Annotated in this window: 15 protein-coding genes; 2 read left to right on the top strand and 13 right to left on the bottom strand. The window is 65.1% G+C overall.

The window, feature by feature from the left end; translation table 11 throughout:
* Window positions 1-47 precede the first annotated feature (47 nt).
* A complete protein-coding gene (gene ppk1, locus WS69_RS24745) occupies window positions 48-2,111 on the top strand; it encodes a polyphosphate kinase 1 (protein WP_059473287.1) in 2,064 nt (687 codons plus the stop codon).
* 167 nt (window positions 2,112-2,278) lie between these two features.
* Here the strand turns inward: ppk1 and phoR are convergent, their stop codons facing one another.
* The 11 genes from phoR to WS69_RS24690 form a co-directional block, all read right to left on the bottom strand.
* Complete coding sequence (gene phoR / locus WS69_RS24740; RefSeq protein ID WP_059473286.1) at window positions 2,279-3,589, bottom strand: phosphate regulon sensor histidine kinase PhoR; 1,311 nt, start codon at window positions 3,587-3,589, stop codon at window positions 2,279-2,281.
* Between the two features lie 69 nt (window positions 3,590-3,658).
* Window positions 3,659-4,360: a phosphate regulon transcriptional regulator PhoB gene (gene phoB, locus WS69_RS24735; RefSeq protein WP_010102857.1), complete on the bottom strand. Its 702-nt coding sequence runs from the start codon at window positions 4,358-4,360 to the stop codon at window positions 3,659-3,661.
* Window positions 4,361-4,390: 30 nt separating this feature from the next.
* Complete coding sequence (gene phoU / locus WS69_RS24730) at window positions 4,391-5,095, bottom strand: phosphate signaling complex protein PhoU (protein ID WP_059473285.1); 705 nt, start codon at window positions 5,093-5,095, stop codon at window positions 4,391-4,393.
* A 20-nt stretch (window positions 5,096-5,115) separates the two neighbouring features.
* On the bottom strand, window positions 5,116-5,964 hold the full coding sequence (gene pstB, locus WS69_RS24725) for a phosphate ABC transporter ATP-binding protein PstB (RefSeq protein WP_059473284.1): 849 nt from the start codon (window positions 5,962-5,964) through the stop codon (window positions 5,116-5,118).
* Between the two features lie 15 nt (window positions 5,965-5,979).
* Window positions 5,980-6,873, bottom strand: a complete 894-nt coding sequence (gene pstA / locus WS69_RS24720; protein WP_059473283.1) for a phosphate ABC transporter permease PstA — start codon at window positions 6,871-6,873, stop codon at window positions 5,980-5,982.
* Window positions 6,870-7,856, bottom strand: a complete 987-nt coding sequence (gene pstC, locus WS69_RS24715; RefSeq protein WP_059473282.1) for a phosphate ABC transporter permease PstC — start codon at window positions 7,854-7,856, stop codon at window positions 6,870-6,872. The genes pstA and pstC overlap by 4 nt, the downstream gene beginning before the upstream one ends.
* A 106-nt stretch (window positions 7,857-7,962) precedes the next feature.
* Window positions 7,963-8,994: a phosphate ABC transporter substrate-binding protein PstS gene (pstS, locus tag WS69_RS24710; RefSeq protein WP_059473281.1), complete on the bottom strand. Its 1,032-nt coding sequence runs from the start codon at window positions 8,992-8,994 to the stop codon at window positions 7,963-7,965.
* A 416-nt stretch (window positions 8,995-9,410) separates the two neighbouring features.
* Window positions 9,411-10,769 (bottom strand): phosphoglucosamine mutase, encoded by a 1,359-nt coding sequence (gene glmM, locus WS69_RS24705; protein ID WP_059473280.1) that lies wholly within the window; start codon window positions 10,767-10,769, stop codon window positions 9,411-9,413.
* A 25-nt stretch (window positions 10,770-10,794) separates the two neighbouring features.
* Window positions 10,795-11,601 carry a dihydropteroate synthase gene (gene folP / locus WS69_RS24700; protein ID WP_231747217.1) on the bottom strand — a complete coding sequence of 269 codons (807 nt, stop codon included), beginning with the start codon at window positions 11,599-11,601 and terminating at the stop codon, window positions 10,795-10,797.
* 186 nt (window positions 11,602-11,787) lie between these two features.
* Window positions 11,788-13,674, bottom strand: coding sequence for an ATP-dependent zinc metalloprotease FtsH (ftsH, locus tag WS69_RS24695; RefSeq protein WP_059473278.1), 1,887 nt, complete (start codon window positions 13,672-13,674; stop codon window positions 11,788-11,790).
* Between the two features lie 175 nt (window positions 13,675-13,849).
* Entirely contained in the window at window positions 13,850-14,503 is a 654-nt protein-coding gene (locus tag WS69_RS24690; RefSeq protein ID WP_059473277.1) for an RlmE family RNA methyltransferase, read from the bottom strand.
* A gap of 191 nt (window positions 14,504-14,694) precedes the next feature.
* Between WS69_RS24690 and WS69_RS24685 the strand changes: the two genes are divergently transcribed.
* The gene (locus tag WS69_RS24685) at window positions 14,695-15,249 is read left to right on the top strand and encodes a YhbY family RNA-binding protein (RefSeq protein ID WP_059473276.1); all 555 of its coding nucleotides are present in this window, start codon (window positions 14,695-14,697) and stop codon (window positions 15,247-15,249) included.
* Between the two features lie 79 nt (window positions 15,250-15,328).
* Here the strand turns inward: WS69_RS24685 and WS69_RS24680 are convergent, their stop codons facing one another.
* Entirely contained in the window at window positions 15,329-15,832 is a 504-nt protein-coding gene (locus tag WS69_RS24680) for a DUF4149 domain-containing protein (protein ID WP_059473275.1), read from the bottom strand.
* The gene (gene greA, locus WS69_RS24675; protein ID WP_010102831.1) at window positions 15,832-16,308 is read right to left on the bottom strand and encodes a transcription elongation factor GreA; all 477 of its coding nucleotides are present in this window, start codon (window positions 16,306-16,308) and stop codon (window positions 15,832-15,834) included. The genes WS69_RS24680 and greA overlap by 1 nt, the downstream gene beginning before the upstream one ends.
* Window positions 16,309-16,372 lie beyond the last annotated feature (64 nt).

The raw sequence follows: 16,372 nt of genomic DNA, 5'->3' as shown, positions 1-16,372 counted from the left end.
CCGAGCGACCTTTCGAGTCTGCGCCTGACTTTCCGTATTCTCTGCCGATGTCCCTCCGCTATCCGCTTCTGAATCGTGAACTCGGCATCCTGGGCTTCAACGAGCGCGTGCTCGCCCAAGCCGCCGATCCGCACGTCCCGCTCCTCGAACGCCTGCGCTTCATCTGCATCACGAGCAGCAATCTCGATGAATTCTTCGAAGTCCGGATGGCCGGGCTCCAGGAGCAGATGCGGGACAACCCGGGGGCGCTCGCGCCGGACGGCATGTCGCTGCAGCATGTGTACGACCTCGTCGTCGAGCGTGCGCAGCGGCTCGTGCACCGGCAGTACGCGATGCTGCACGAAACGATCCTGCCCGCGCTCGAACAGGAAGGCATCTATTTTCACGGCACCGAGACGTGGAGCGACGCGCAGATCGAATGGGCGCGCCGCTACTTCGTCGACGAATTGCTGCCCGTCCTCACGCCGATCGGCCTCGACCCCGCTCACCCGTTCCCGCGCGTGCTCAACAAGAGCCTGAACTTCGTGGTCGAGCTCGAAGGTCGCGACGCGTTCGGCCGCCAGGCGGTGATGGGCATCGTGCAGGCGCCGCGCGCGCTGCCGCGCCTCGTGCGGATGCCGCAGGAGCTGTCGGGCTTCCATAACGGCTTCGTGCTGCTGAGCTCGCTGATGCAGCGCTTCGTCGGGGAGCTGTTTCCGAAGCTCCTCGTCAAGAGCTGCAATCAGTTTCGGATCACGCGCAACAGCGAGCTCTTCGTCGACGAAGACGAAATCACGAATCTGCGCGTCGCGCTGCAGGGCGAGCTGCCCGCGCGCCATCTCGGCAACGCGGTGCGCCTCGAGGTGTCGGCGGACACGCCGCCGCATCTCGTGCGGCGCCTGCTCGACGAAAGCGGCCTGACCGAGAAGGACTGCTATCGCGTCGACGGCCCCGTCAATCTCGTGCGGCTGATGCAACTGCCGGACCTCGTCGACCTGCCGGAGCTGAAGTTCACGCCGTTCGCGCCGTCGATTCCGTCCGCGGTCGCGAACGCGCCGTCGATGTTCGACACGATCGACCACGGCGACATCCTGCTGCATCACCCGTATGAGAGCTTCCAGCCCGTGCTCGAGCTGCTGCTGCAGGCCGCGCAGGATCCGAGCGTCGTCGCGATCAAGCAGACGATCTATCGGACGGGCACCGATTCGCCGCTGATGGACGCGCTGATGGAAGCCGCGCGCAACGGCAAGGAAGTGACAGTCGTCGTCGAGCTGCTCGCGCGCTTCGACGAAGAAACGAACATCAACTGGGCGTCGCAGCTCGAGGCGGTCGGCGCGCACGTCGTGTACGGCGTCGTCGGGCACAAGTGCCATGCGAAGATGATGCTGATCGTGCGGCGCGTGACGCACAACGGCAAGTCGATGCTGCGCCGCTACGTGCATCTCGGCACCGGCAACTATCATCCGCGCACCGCGCGCCTCTACACCGACTTCGGCCTGATGACGGCCGAGCCGACGCTCTGCGAAGATGTGCACCACGTGTTCCAGCAGTTGACGGGGATCGGCGGCGAGCTGAAGCTGCACGAGATATGGCAGTCGCCGTTCACGCTGCATCCGCGGCTCATCGAGCACATCCGCGCGGAAACCGAGAACGCGCGCGCCGGCAAGCGGGCGCGGATCGTCGCGAAGATGAACGCGCTCCTCGAGCCGACCGTGATCGCGGAGCTCTACGAAGCGTCGCAGGCGGGCGTGAAGGTCGATCTGATCGTGCGCGGCGTGTGCGCGCTGCAGCCCGGCGTGCCGGGACTGTCGGACAACATCACGGTGCGCTCGATCATCGGGCGATTTCTCGAGCATCACCGGATCTACTACTTCCATGCCGGCGGAGAAGAGCTCGTCTATCTGTCGAGCGCCGACTGGATGGACCGCAATCTGTTCCGCCGCGTCGAAGTCGCGTTCCCGATCCGCGACCGCAAGCTGAAGCGCCGCGTGATCGCCGAAGGGCTGTCGGTGTTCCTCGGCGACAATCAGTCCGCGTGGCTCATGCAGCGCGACGGCCATTATCGCCGCCGCCGTGCGGGCAAGGCGCCGCGCAATGCGCAGCTCGGGCTCCTCGCGAAATTCTGCACGTGACTGGCGACAGCGCGCGTCGCTCGAGCGGCGGCGCGCGGCCGTCGCGCGCCGTCCTTCGATTCGCGACGCCGGCTTGCTGCCGCCCTGTTCTCGGCTAAACCGGGAAGAAACGAAGCGACGGCCTCGGGCGGTGCGCACTCATCGAGCGCACCGCGCCACGCCGTACATCACGCCGCGTGCCGCCGGCTGATCGTGCGGTGCGCAGGAAAGCGCGCCGTGAACGTACTGCCACGGCCTTCCTCGCTCTGGACCGTCAGTTGCGCATCGTGCCGTTGCAGCACGTGCTTGACGATCGCGAGCCCGAGCCCCGTGCCCCCCGTGTCGCGCGAGCGGCTGCGGTCGACGCGGTAGAAGCGCTCGGTGAGCCGCGGCAGATCGGCGGCCGGAATCCCGAGCCCGCTGTCCATCACCGAGAACACCGCCTGTGCGCCGTCGCGGCGCCATTCGACGCGGATCTTCCCGCCCTCCGGCGTATAGCGGATCGCATTCGTCACGAGATTGCCGAGCGCGCTGAAGATCTCGGTCTGCGCGCCCGTCACCGCGAGCGTCTCGTCGACCTTGAACGAGATCTCGTGATACCCGTTCGACAGCGTTTGCGCATCGTCCTTCAGATGGTCGAGCACCGTGCGCATGTCGACCGCGCGATCGGCGGGCGGCTTGCCCTCGCCTTCGAGCTTCGCGAGCACGAGCAGATCGGTGACGATCGAACGCATCCGCAACGCCTGCTGCTCCATCAGCTCGAGATAGCGCGCGCGCTCGTCGTCAGACAGCGGCAGCTCGCGCATCGTCTCGAGAAAGCCCGACAGCACGGTGAGCGGCGTCTTCAGTTCGTGCGACACGTTGGCGACGAAGTCGCGCCGCATCGCGTCGGTGCGCTCGAGCTCGGTGATGTCCTGCGTGAGCAGCAGCTTGCGGTTCTCGCCGTACGGAAACACCTGTACGGCGAGCACGTTCTGCCGGTTGCCGCCCATGCCGCGCATCACGAGCGTCTCGTCGTAGTGCTGGCCGTTCAGGTAGCGGACGAAGTCCGGATGACGGACGAGATGCGTGACGTGCTGGCGCAGGTCGCGCTTCGCGTCGAGCCCGAAATGCACTTCGGCGATCGCATTGCACCACTCGATCTGATCGCGGTCGTCGAGCATCGCGACGCCGTTCGGCGACGCCTGGATCGCCTGGATGAAGCGCGAATGCTGCTGCTCGACCTGGCGCACCTGCGCGTGCCACTGCTTGGCGAGCTTGTGCAGCCGGTAGTAGATCTCGCCCCAGATGCCCGGCGCGCTCGGCACCTCGCCGTATACCGGCGCGTCGAGCAGGCGCCAGAGGCGCTGCGTGTGGAACGTGCTGAAGAAGCCCTGCGCGACGAGCATCACGAGCGCGAACGCGAAACCCGGCACCGGGCCTGCGAACACGCCGATCGCCACGCTGACGAACGCGAGCAAGACGAGCGACACCATAAAGCGCGCCCAGATGATATTCATGATTCGGCGCCCGACGAAAGATGAAAACGATGAGCCCGGCGCGGCGCGCACCCCACGCGCCGCGGGCCGTCACGCGTGCTTCGCGAGGCGATAGCCGCTGCCGCGAACGGTTTCGATCATAGCATCGCAGCCGGCGGGCTTGAGCGCGGCGCGCAGCCGCTTGATGTGCACGTCGACCGTGCGCTCCTCGACGAACACGTGGTCGCCCCACACCTGGTCGAGCAGCTGCGTGCGGCTGTGGACGCGCTCCGGATGAGTCATGAAGAAATGCAGCAGACGGAACTCCGTCGGGCCGAGATCGAGCTTGATCTCGCTGCCTTCCGCGTGCGCCGCGACGCGATGCGTCGCCGGGTCGAGTCGCAGCCCGTTGATCGACACGACGTCCTCGGTGAGCTGCGGCGCGCGACGGCGCAGCACCGCCTTGATCCGCGCCATCAGCTCCTTCGGCGAGAACGGCTTCGTCACGTAGTCATCCGCGCCGATCTCGAGGCCGAGCACCTTGTCCTGCTCGTCGCCGCGCGCGGTCAGCATGATGATCGGGATGTGCTTCGTGCGCTCGTTGTTGCGCAGATCGCGCGCGAACGCGATGCCGGACTTGCCAGGCAGCATCCAGTCGAGCAGCACCAGATCGGGCAGCACGTCGCTGATCAGGCTCTGCGCCTGTTCGGCGTTGTATGCGCGAATCGGGCAATGTCCCGCATGCTGGAGGTTCACCGAAATCAATTCGGAAATCGCGGGCTCATCTTCGATGACGAGAATGTTGCTGGGCATCGGCACCTCGGTCCGTCCTTGACGTCAGAGTTAACTATTGGCTTCGCGATCGAGCGTGTCGCGCGGCTGGTGCCGCACGTCGGTGCCCTTCACGATGTAGATGATGAATTCGGCGATGTTCTTCGCATGGTCGCCGATCCGCTCGATCGCCTTCGCAATGAACAGATAATCGAGGCCGACCGAGATCGTCCGCGGATCTTCCTGCATGTACGACACGAGCTTGCGCACGAACGCGCGGAATTCCTGGTCGATCTCCTTGTCGTCCTTGACGATCTGCGCGGCGGAAACCGTGTCGAGACGCGCGAACGCGTCGAGCGCGCGGCGCAGGATCGTCACGGCCATCTCGCCCGACACCTTGATCTCGGCGATGTTCACGGCGCGTGCGGCGGGCTCGTCGACGAGACGACGCACGCGCTTCGCGATCTTCTCGGCCTCGTCGCCCGCGCGCTCGAGGTTCGTGATCGTCTTCGAGATCGACATCAGCAGGCGCAGGTCGCGCGCGGCCGGCTGGCGGCGCGCGATGATGTTGCCGCACTCCTCGTCGATCTCGACTTCCATGTGATTGAGGCGCTCTTCCGCTTCGATCACGCGCTCGGCCGCCGCGCGGTCGAATTCGTTGAGCGCATGCATCGCCTCGGTGATCTGCGCCTCGACGAGGCCGCCCATTTCGAGCACCTTCGACGACACCGCGTTGAGATCGGCGTCGAACTGGCTCGACAGATGTTTATCCGACATTGTTGCTCTCCGTCATCCGGTCAGCCGAAGCGGCCCGTGATGTAGTCTTCCGTTTCCTTGCGCGTCGGCTTGATGAAGATCTTTTCCGTTTCGCCGAATTCGATCAGCTCACCGAGATACATGTACGCGGTGTAGTCCGAGCAGCGCGCCGCCTGCTGCATGTTGTGCGTGACGATCACGACCGTGTAGTCGCTCTTCAGCTCCGCGATCAGTTCCTCGATGCGCCCCGTCGAGATCGGATCGAGCGCCGAGCACGGCTCGTCGAGCAGCAGCACTTCGGGCCGGATCGCGATCCCGCGCGCGATGCAAAGACGCTGCTGCTGGCCGCCCGACAGGCCGTAGCCGCTCTGGCTCAGCTTGTCCTTCACCTCGTTCCAGAGCGCCGCCTTCGTGAGCGCCCATTCGACGCGGTCGTCCATTTCCGAGCGCGTGAGCCGCTCGAACATCTTCACGCCGAACGCGATGTTGTCGTAGATCGACATCGGGAATGGCGTCGGCTTCTGGAACACCATGCCGATCCGCGCGCGCAGCAGCGAGATGTCGAGCTTCGACTGAAGCAGGTTCTCGCCGTCCATCAGGATCTCGCCTTCGGCGCGCTGCTCCGGATAGAGCGCGTACATCTTGTTGAACGTGCGCAGGAGCGTCGACTTGCCGCAGCCCGACGGGCCGATGAAGGCCGTCACCTTGCCTTCGGGAATGCGCAGGTTGATGTTCTTCAGCGCGTGGAACTTGCTGTAGAAGAAGTTCAGATTATTGACTTCGATCTTCGGGTTCAGCGGCGCGAGCGGATGCTGCCCCGTCGCCGTGCCGACACCGGCCGGCGCCGCGGCGCGATGAGAAGGATCGAGGTGGCTTTCTGCCATGTTCATCGGATTGCTCCGCCGTTACTTTTTCGAGAAGACCGAGCGCGCGAGGATGTTGAGTCCCAGCACCCCGAGCGTAATCAGGAACACGCCCGCCCATGCGAGCGACTGCCATTCGGCGAACGGGCTCATCGCGAACTTGAAGATCGTAACGGGCAGGTTCGCAATCGGCTGGTTCATGTCGACCGAGAAGAACTGGTTCGACAGCGCGGTGAAGAGAAGCGGCGCGGTTTCGCCGGCGATCCGCGCGACCGCGAGCAGCACGCCCGTGATGATCCCGCCCACCGACGCGCGCAGCGTGATCTTCAGGATCATCCGCCACTTCGGCGTGCCGAGCGCGAACGCAGCCTCGCGCAGCGCGTTCGGCACGAGCTTCAGCATGTTCTCCGTCGTGCGGATCACGATCGGAATCTGCAGGAGCGCGAGCGAAATCACGCCGGCCCAGCCGCTGAAGTGGCCAAGCTTCGCGACGACGAGCGCGTAGACGAACAGACCGATGACGATCGACGGCGCCGACAGCAGGATGTCGTTGATGAAGCGCATCACGCTCGCGAGCCAGCTCTTCTGGCCGTACTCGGCGAGATAGACGCCCGCAAGGATGCCGATCGGCGTGCCGACGAACGTCGCGAGCGCGATGAGCAGCACGCTGCCGACGATCGCGTTCGCGAGGCCGCCGCCCGCCGTGTTCGGCGGCGGCGTCGATTCGGTGAAGAGCGAAAGCGATAATCCGCCGATCCCGAGATGCAGCGTCGTGTAGAGAATCCAGACGAGCCAGAGCAGGCCGAACGCCATCGCGGCGAGCGACGCGGTCAGCGCGATCACGTTGATCGCCTTGCGGCGGCGCTGCAGGCGCGCGCGCATCGCGTCGAGCACGGCGCCGCCGGGGCCCGGCATGTTGAGGACGGGCGAGCTCATTGACGGCCCTCCCCGCGTTCGAGGCGCAGCAGCATCAGCTTCGAGATCGCGAGCACGATGAACGTGATGACGAACAGAATGAGGCCGAGCTCCATCAGCGCAGATGTATGCAAGCCCGGCGACGCTTCCGCGAACTCGTTCGCGAGCGCCGACGTGATGCTGTTGCCGGGCGAATACAGCGACACGTTGTCGAGCAGGTTCGTATTGCCGATCACGAAAGTCACGGCCATCGTTTCGCCGAGCGCGCGGCCGAGGCCGAGCATCACGCCGCCGATCACGCCTGTCTTCGTGTACGGCAGCACGATCTTCCACATCACTTCCCAGGTCGTGCAGCCGATCCCGTATGCGGACTCCTTCAGCAGCACGGGCGTCACCTCGAACACGTCGCGCATCACCGACGCGATGTACGGAATGATCATGATCGCGAGAATCACACCCGCGGACAGGATGCCGATGCCGATAGGCGGTCCCTGGAACAGCGCGCCGATGACCGGAATCGGCCCCAGCAGCGCGCCGATGGGCTTCTGGAAATAGGTCGCGAAAATCGGAGCGAACACGAGCAGCCCCCACATCCCGTAGACGATCGACGGGATCGCGGCGAGCAGCTCGATCGCGATGCCGAGCGGCCGGCGCAGCCAGACGGGCGAGAGCTCGGTGAGAAAGAGCGCGATGCCGAAGCTCACGGGCACTGCGATGACGAGTGCGATGATCGACGTGACGACGGTCCCGTAGATCGGCACGAGCGCGCCGTACGAATCGGAGTTGGGATCCCATTCGGAATGCCAAAGGAACGGGAGTCCGAATTTTTCGATGGTGGGCATCGACGCGACGATGAGCGACACGATGATGCCACCGAGGAGAAGTAGCGTCACGATTGCCGCGAGACGCGTGAGGCCGCCGAACAGGAGGTCGCCGTATCGGCTCGGCGCGCGCTGCTGCGACTGGCCGCCGGACCGGGTCGACGCGAGAGGAATATCAGACATGGGAGCCTGTTTTTCAGTGGCGGACGGCATGCGCCTCCCGCCGGTACCGCACACGCCGCCCGGCCTTGCAGCCGGGCGGCGAACCGCTATGACGTCGCCGCCAAGCTTATTCGGCGAGCGGCTTGCCGGCCGTGTCCGTCACCTTCACCTTCCACTGCTTGCGGATTTCCGTCTCGACCGACGCCGGCAGCGAGATGTAATCCAGATCGTCAGCCGCCTTCGCGCCGTTCTTGAACGCCCAGTCGAAGAACTTCAGCGTTTCCGCGCCTTGCGCCGGCTTGTCCTGCTTCACGTGCAGCAGCACGAACGTCGCGCCGACGACCGGCCACGCTTCCTTGCCCGGCTGGTTCGTCAGAATCTGGTAGAACGACTTCGACCAGTTCGCGCCCGCGGCAGCCGCCTTGAACGTCTCGGTCTTCGGCTCGACGACGTTGCCCGTCGAGTTCTTCAGGTCCGTGTAGACCATCTTGTTTTTCTTCGCATACGCCCACTCGACGTAGCCGATCGCGCCCGGCAAACGCTGCACGAATGCCGCGACGCCGTCGTTGCCCTTGCCGCCCGTACCCGTCGGCCAGTTGACGGTCGTGCCTTCGCCGACCTTCGACTTCCACTCTTCGTTGACCTTCGACAGGTAGTTCGTCCAGATGAAGCTCGTGCCCGAACCGTCCGCGCGGCGAACCACCGCGATGTCCGTGTCCGGCAGCTTGACCTTCGGGTTCAGCGCCGCGATCGCCGGATCGTTCCACTTCTTGATCTTGCCGAGATAGATGTCGCCGAGGACGGCCCCCGACAGCACGATCTCGCCCGCCTTCACGCCCGGCACGTTGATGACGGGCACGACGCCGCCCACCACCGTCGGGAACTGGAAGAGGCCTTCCTTCGCAAGCTCGTCATCCTTCAGAGGCGCATCCGAGCCGGCGAAATCGACCGTCTTCGCGATGATCTGCTTCAGGCCGCCCGACGAACCGATGCCTTGATAGTTGACCTTCGCGCCGCCCGACTGCTGATAGTCGGCTGCCCATTTCGTATAAATCGGCATCGCGAAGGTGCTGCCCGCGCCGGTGATGTCGGCGGCGTGTGCGGCGACCGCGAAAAGCGCGCCGGCAAGGCCGGCGAACGCGGTTTGCATCAATTTCATGAGACCTCCAGTGTGTGAGCGGATGACTACGGCACCGCGAAGATTAGGGGCTGCTCATGACAGTAATGTGACAATCGATGAACCTGCCGTGACAGTAACATGACTCGATTGAAAGGCGGCAATGCCCGCTGTCGGGGCTGTCGGCAGGCCTGTTCATGCCGCCTGTAAAGCGTAGTAAAAAATTCACGCGAAGGAAAAGCCCGACGTTGGCGAGAGATGTCGGATGTTGAATCGACAGGTCGGAGGATCGGTGCGCCAGCGCCTTTATGTTTAGTCGAACGAATTCGCGCGGCGCACCGGAGCACGGCGGGGCTGCCGACCCGATAGGATCGGCGGCCCCGCACAACGCAGTCGGATTCGAGCGAGGCTTCGACCCCGAGTCGGCTGAGTCGACTCCGGCCGCCAGCGCTGCGCGCTTACGCCGTCGCCTGCTTGACCGCGTCGGCAATCGCCTCCGCGTGGCGATTCGCGTCCGCGGCCTGCCGCGCCTCGACCATCACCCGGAGTACGGGCTCCGTGCCCGACGCGCGGATCAGCACCCGCCCGCTGCCCGCGAGCGCCTGCTCGGCGGAATCGATCGCGCGCCGGATCGCGTCGCTGCCCTTCCAGTCCGCGCCCGGCTTCATCCGGACGTTGATCAGCTTCTGCGGGAACAGCGTGACGCCCTCGAGCACCTGCGCGAGCGTCTTGCCGCTGCGCTTCAGCGCCGCGAGCACGAGGAGCGCCGACACGATCCCGTCGCCCGTCGAATGGCGATCGAGCGACAAGATATGACCCGAGCCCTCGGCGCCCAGCTGCCAGCCGCGCTCGCGCAGCTGCTCGAGCACGTAGCGATCGCCGACCGCCGCCCGTACGAACTGCACGCCCGCTTCTTTCAGCGCGACTTCGACGGCGAGATTCGTCATCAGCGTTCCCACCGCCCCCTTGACTTGACCGTTAGTTGCAATGCGATCCTTGACGAGCACATACAGCAGCTCGTCGCCGTTGTATAGCCGGCCGGTATGATCGACGACGAGCAAACGGTCCGCATCGCCATCGAGCGCGATGCCGAGATCCGCGTGATTCGCCCGCACCGCGCGCATCAGCGCGTCGGGCGCCGTCGCGCCGACGCCGTCATTGATGTTGAAGCCGTTCGGCGCGACGCCGATCGGAATCACGTCCGCCCCGAGCTCGTGAAACACGTGCGGCGCGACCTGGTATGCAGCGCCGTGCGCGCAATCGACGACGAGCTTCATCCCACGCAGGTCGAACGCGGCCGGAAACGTGCTCTTGCAGAACTCGATGTAGCGGCCGGCCGCGTCGTCGAGACGCCGCGCCTTGCCGAGCCCGTCCGACGGTGCGCAGTCGAGCGGCTTGTCGAGCCATGCTTCGATCGCCGCCTCGGTTTCGTCCGGAAGCTTGTTGCCGTCCGCCGAGAAGAACTTGATGCCGTTGTCGTGATACGGGTTGTGCGACGCGCTGATCACGACGCCCGCCGACAGCCGCAGCGCGCGCGTCAGATACGCGACACCCGGCGTCGGCATCGGGCCGGCAAGCATCACGTCGACGCCCGCCGCCGAAAAACCGGCCTCGAGCGCGGCTTCGAGCATGTAGCCGGACACCCGCGTGTCCTTGCCGATCAGCACGGTCGGACGCGCGCCCGACGCAGCGCGCCCCGGTGCGCTCGCGAGCACCTTACCCGCCGCGTAGCCGAGCCGCAACACGAAATCGGGCGTGATCGGCGCCTCGCCGACCTTGCCGCGAATGCCATCCGTGCCGAAATAACGACGTCCCATGTAGAACCTTCCTCCTTGTTTCGACTTATGCTAGCCGCGCGGCATCGCGCACGGCGCTCCATACTTTCAGTGCATCGACGGTCGCCGCGACGTCATGCACGCGCACGATCGCCGCGCCCCGCTCGGCCGCGCAGACCGCCGCGGCAGCGCTCGCCGCAACGCGCTCGGGTGCCGGCTTGCCGATCAGCACGCCCAGCATCGATTTGCGCGACATGCCGGCAAGAATCGGATACGCACGCCCATCGGGCCGGACGGGCGCCGTCTCCGGCAAATGCGCGAGCAGCGCATAGTTGTGTTCTATCACCGACTTGCCAAAACCGAACCCCGGATCGACGCTGATACGCCGAGGATCGACGCCTGCCCGCACGAGCGCATCGGCCCGCTCGGCGAGAAACGCGCGCACGTCGGCAACGACGTCTCGATAGTCGGGCTCATGCACCTGCATCGTCTGCGGCTCGCCCAGCATATGCATCACGCAAAGGCCACACGCGCTGTCGCGCACGGCTTCGATCGCGCCCGGCTGGCGCAGGCCCCAGATATCGTTGATCAGATCGGCGCCCGCCGCGAGCGACGCGCGCATCACGGCCGGCTTGTACGTGTCGATCGACAGTGGCACGTTCATGCCGCGCAGCGCCTCGACGAGCGGAATCACGCGCTCGAGTTCCTCATCGAGCGGCACGGGCGGCGCGCCGGGGCGCGTCGATTCGCCGCCGATGTCGACGATATCGGCGCCTTCGGCGACCATCCGCTCCGCCTGCGCGAGTGCGGCGTCACGGGCAACGTAGCGGCCGCCGTCGGAGAACGAGTCGGGCGTGACGTTGAGAATGCCCATCACGAGCGGCCGCTCGAAGGTCAACGTGAAACGGCCGCATTGCAACGGTTCGGGAACGGAAAAAGCGGGATCGGGATTGGGCACGAGCGGAGCGTCGGATCGAACGCGATGGAAAAGCGCCAAACAAGAATGCAAAACGGGCCGGTGTGACAGCCACACCAGCCCGTGAACGAAAGCCTTGATCGTTTATGCCGGCGCGGTGGCGTTGCCCGGCTTGACCTCGGCGCCGGACGAACCGCCCGACGGCGAGTCGCTCGCCGGCGGCGCACTCTTCGGCGAACGCGGCGGACGTCCTTCCATGATGTCGTTGATCTGATCGGAGTCGATCGTCTCCCACTCCATCAGCGCGGCCGTCATCGCCTCGACCTTGTCGCGGTTTTCTTCGAGCAGACGGCGCGCAAGGTTGTACTGCTCGTCGAGCACGTGGCGGATTTCCGCATCGACCTTCTGCTGCGTCGCCTCCGAGATCGTGCGCGTGAAGCCGCGGCCGAACGGGCTCGCATCGTTCTCGTCGTCGACGTAGACCATCGGTCCGAGCGCGTCGGTCATCCCGAAGCGGGCCACCATCGCGCGCGCAGTCTGCGTCGCCTTGTTGAAATCGTCCGACGCCCCCGTGCTGATCAGGTTCAGGAACAGCTCTTCCGCCACCCGGCCGCCGAACAGGATCGCCAGGCGATCGAGCAGGTAATCCTTCGAGTACGTCTCGTTGTCGTGCTCCGGCAGTTGCCACGTCACGCCGAGCGCACGTCCCCGCGGAATGATCGTGACCTTGTGGACCGGATCGGCCTTCGGCAGCAGCTTCGCGATCACCGCGTGACCCGACTCGTGGTACGCGGTCGCGCGCTTCGCTTCTTCGCGGATCACGGCCGACTTGCGCTCCGGACCCATGAAGATCTTGTCCTTCGCGTCCTCGAAGTCCTGCATCTCGACGATCCGCTTGCCGCGGCGCGCCGCGAAGAGTGCGGCCTCGTTGACGAGGTTCGCGAGATCGGCGCCCGAGAAGCCCGGCGTGCCGCGCGCGATGACCGCCGCGTCGACATCGTTCGCGATCGGCACCTTGCGCAGGTGCACGCGCATGATCTGCTCGCGGCCGCGGATATCCGGCAGACCGACATAGACCTGGCGGTCGAAACGGCCCGGACGCAACAGCGCCTTGTCGAGCACGTCGGAGCGGTTCGTGGCGGCGATCACGATCACGCCGGAATTCGCCTCGAAGCCATCCATCTCGACGAGCATCTGGTTGAGCGTCTGCTCGCGCTCGTCGTTGCCGCCGCCCATGCCGGCGCCGCGATGACGGCCGACCGCGTCGATTTCGTCGATGAACACGATGCAGGGCGCGTGCTTCTTCGCCTGCTCGAACATGTCGCGCACCCGGGCCGCGCCGACGCCGACGAACATTTCGACGAAGTCCGAACCCGAGATGCTGAAGAATGGCACCTTCGCCTCGCCCGCGATGGCGCGCGCGAGCAGCGTCTTACCGGTGCCGGGAGGCCCGACGAGCAGCACGCCGCGCGGGATGCGGCCGCCGAGCTTCTGGAATTTCTGCGGATCGCGCAGGAAGTCGACGAGTTCGGACACTTCCTCCTTCGCTTCGTCGCAGCCGGCGACATCGGAGAAGTTGACTGCATTGTTGTTCTCGTCGATGAGCCGCGCGCGCGATTTGCCGAACGAGAACGCGCCGCCCTTACCGCCCCCCTGCATCTGTCTCATCATGTAGAACCAGAACACGATGATGAGCAGCGTGGGACCGAGATAGTAAAGTGCGGAGACGAGCGCGTTCGGCTCGTCATCGGCCTTGCCGCTGACCTGCACGCCGTACTTCATCAGATCGCCGACCATCCAGATGTCGCCCGGCGACACGATCTGATATTTCTGACCATCTGCGGGAGTGACAGTGAGGTTGCGCCCCTGCACGACGACATTCTTGACCTTGCCGTTCTTCGCGTCATCCATGAACTGCGAATAGGAGACGCCTTCCTGGACGCGGGGCTTGTCGAACTGCTTGAACACCGTAAACAGCACCAGTGCGATCACGAGCCACACTGCTGCCTTCGAAAACATATTGTTGTTCAAAGCACCACTCCTTCACTCATAGACGAGCGCCTACATTTGCCTTGCGGCGCCCCTCAGGCATTCTAATCCAGTCCGCAGCCCCTCGCCATAAGGATTCGCTACCGCGCCGATAGGCGCGCGGCACGACTGGCAAGGGCTCCGGCGCATCCTGCCACGCCATGCCACTTCAGCGGGATTACTTTAGATGCCGACCCAAAATAAACGTTTCGGACGATTTGTCGCGGGAAGCTTTTGGCTTGCGCGGCGCCACCGTTTTAAATTGGTGCTTGAATTTCTCGACAATCTGGCTGTAGCCGCTGCCGTGAAAGCACTTGACTAAAAGGGCGCCATCCGGCTTCAGATGATTTTGCGCAAATTCGAGCGCCAGATCGCAGACATGCTCGATGCGCGCCGCATCCGCGACCGCCACGCCGGACAGGTTGGGGGCCATGTCGGAAATTACAAGGTCGACCGGGCGTCCGGCGAGCAATTCCTCCAATTGGTGCAGCACGTCGTCCTCGCGGAAGTCGCCCTGGATGAAATGGACGTCGGCGATGGGCTCCATCGGCAGCATGTCGAGCGCGATGATCGTCCCGTCGATGCCACCCTCGCGCACCGTGTCGCGCCGCTTGCCCTGCGCGAGCTTGTTGCGCGCGTACTGGCTCCAGCTCCCCGGCGCCGCGCCCAGATCGACGATCACCTGGCCCGGACGGATCAGCTTGTCCTGCTCGTCGATTTCCTTCAGCTTGTACGCCGCGCGCGCGCGATAGCCCTCCCGCTGCGCCATTTTGACGTACGGGTCGTTGATGTGGTCGTGCAACCAGGAATGGTTAAAGCGGTTCTTTGCCATGCGATGGAGAGATTACTGCCGATTGCTTCGTGAAGCCGCGCTTTTAGCGGATAATATGGCTCTTATTGGCGCGGCTTTCGGCCCCGATGGGCCCAAGCCGCGATTTTACGTGGTTTCGGCGCGCCGCCGCGGAAAAGCTTCACCGCTTGCCCGGTTGGTCCGCCTTAAATTGATTCGAATTCCTCATTCCGATGCCCGCCCTTTCGCTTTCCCCCGCCGAGCGCTCCGCGCTGCGTTCCCAAGCCCATGCGCTCAAGCCCGTCGTGCTGATCGGCGCTGAAGGGCTCACCGACGCCGTGCTCGCCGAGATCAAGGTCCACCTCGCCGCTCACCAGTTGATCAAGATCCGCGTGTTCGGCGACGAGCGCGACGAGCGCGTCGCGATCTACGACGAAATCTGCGACCGCCTGAGCGCCGCGCCGATCCAGCACATCGGCAAGCTGCTCGTGATCTGGAAGCCCGAGCAGGCCAAAGAGGCACCGCAGCGCGGCCGCCGCGGCGTGCCGAGCGCACGCGAAGCCGCCCGCGCGGGCGCTCGGCAAGCAGCCGACGACGACCGCGCCGCAAAGGGCCGCGCACCGCGCGTCGTCAAGGTGGTCAAGCAGTCGCCGGACAAGCCGGTGCGTCGGCCGAAGCCGCAACAGGTGCGCGTGCTCGGCAACGAGCGCGTGACGGCGGGCGGCAACGTCAAGCGTGCGAAGAAGCGCCAGTCTAGCGCGAAGCGCCAGCACCAGAACGGGAAGTGATCATCGTCGGGCTTGTCGCGCCTGGTCGGCCGGCCAGCAAGCCCGCACGCCGAACGAAGCACGCAAGCGGCGCGCCGGCTCAGACGCGCCGCTCATCACCGAGCGGACTCGCGTCGCCCTTCCCCGGCAGCCGCCAGATCAGCCATACACCGAGCAGGCTCTCGATGAGGTAGAAGAAGCTCGACACGCCGTGCAAGAGCGCGAAGCGCCCCGCATAGGCGGAATGGCCGACGTCGGTGCCCGCCTCGAGCGCCGCGACCCGCAGCGCGTTCATGAACGGCTGGAGCGCGAAATAGCCGATCAGCACGCAGCCGAGCATCGCCGCGAGCAACAAGCGCAGCGGCCGATAGGCGTCGTGGCCGCGCCGCACGAGCAGATTCGACAAGCCGATCAACAGCACGCCGCACACCGCGCCGATTGTCGCCTCGATGCTGAAGAGGCGCGCGGCGACGGAGCCGGCCGTCATCCGCTCGAGCGTCGCGAACAGCACCGGCGCGACCGCATAGCCGATCGTCAGCAGACTGCCGACCCAGACAGTCGCCAGCAGGCGAAACAGCCGGTGCGGCGCGGCGGAAGCAGCCATCAGATGTACAGCACCGAAATGATCTCGTACTCGCGTACGCCACTCGGCGCCTGGACCGCCGCGACGTCGCCTTCGGACTTGCCGATCAGCGCGCGCGCAATCGGCGAGCTGACCGAGATCAGGCCGTGGTCGATGTCGGCTTCGTCGTCGCCGACGATCTGGTACTTGACGGTGTTGCCCGTCTCGAGATCCTCGAGCTCGACCGTCGCGGCGAACACCACACGGCCGTCGGCGTCGACAGCGGTCGGATCGATGATCTGTGCGGCCGACAGCTTCGATTCGATTTCCGCGATACGACCCTCGATGAAGCCCTGTTTTTCCTTCGCGGCGTCGTATTCGGCGTTTTCGGACAAGTCACCCTGCGCACGCGCTTCGGCGATCGCGTTGATGACGGCCGGTCGCTCAACTGACTTGAGGCGCTGCAATTCGTCGCGCAGTTGATCTGCGCCACGCTTCGTCAACGGAATGGTGCTCATAAACGATTCAATAGCTAATAACGGCTATAAAAAAAATCACCGCGATTAAGCGCATTTCCGGAAC

It is taken from the genome of Burkholderia sp. BDU5, assembly GCF_001522845.1.
In the GTDB taxonomy this organism is placed as follows: Bacteria; Pseudomonadota; Gammaproteobacteria; order Burkholderiales; family Burkholderiaceae; genus Burkholderia; species Burkholderia mayonis.
The sequence above is the reverse complement of the archived record's forward strand: the minus strand, read 5'-3'. Positions and strand labels throughout refer to the sequence as shown.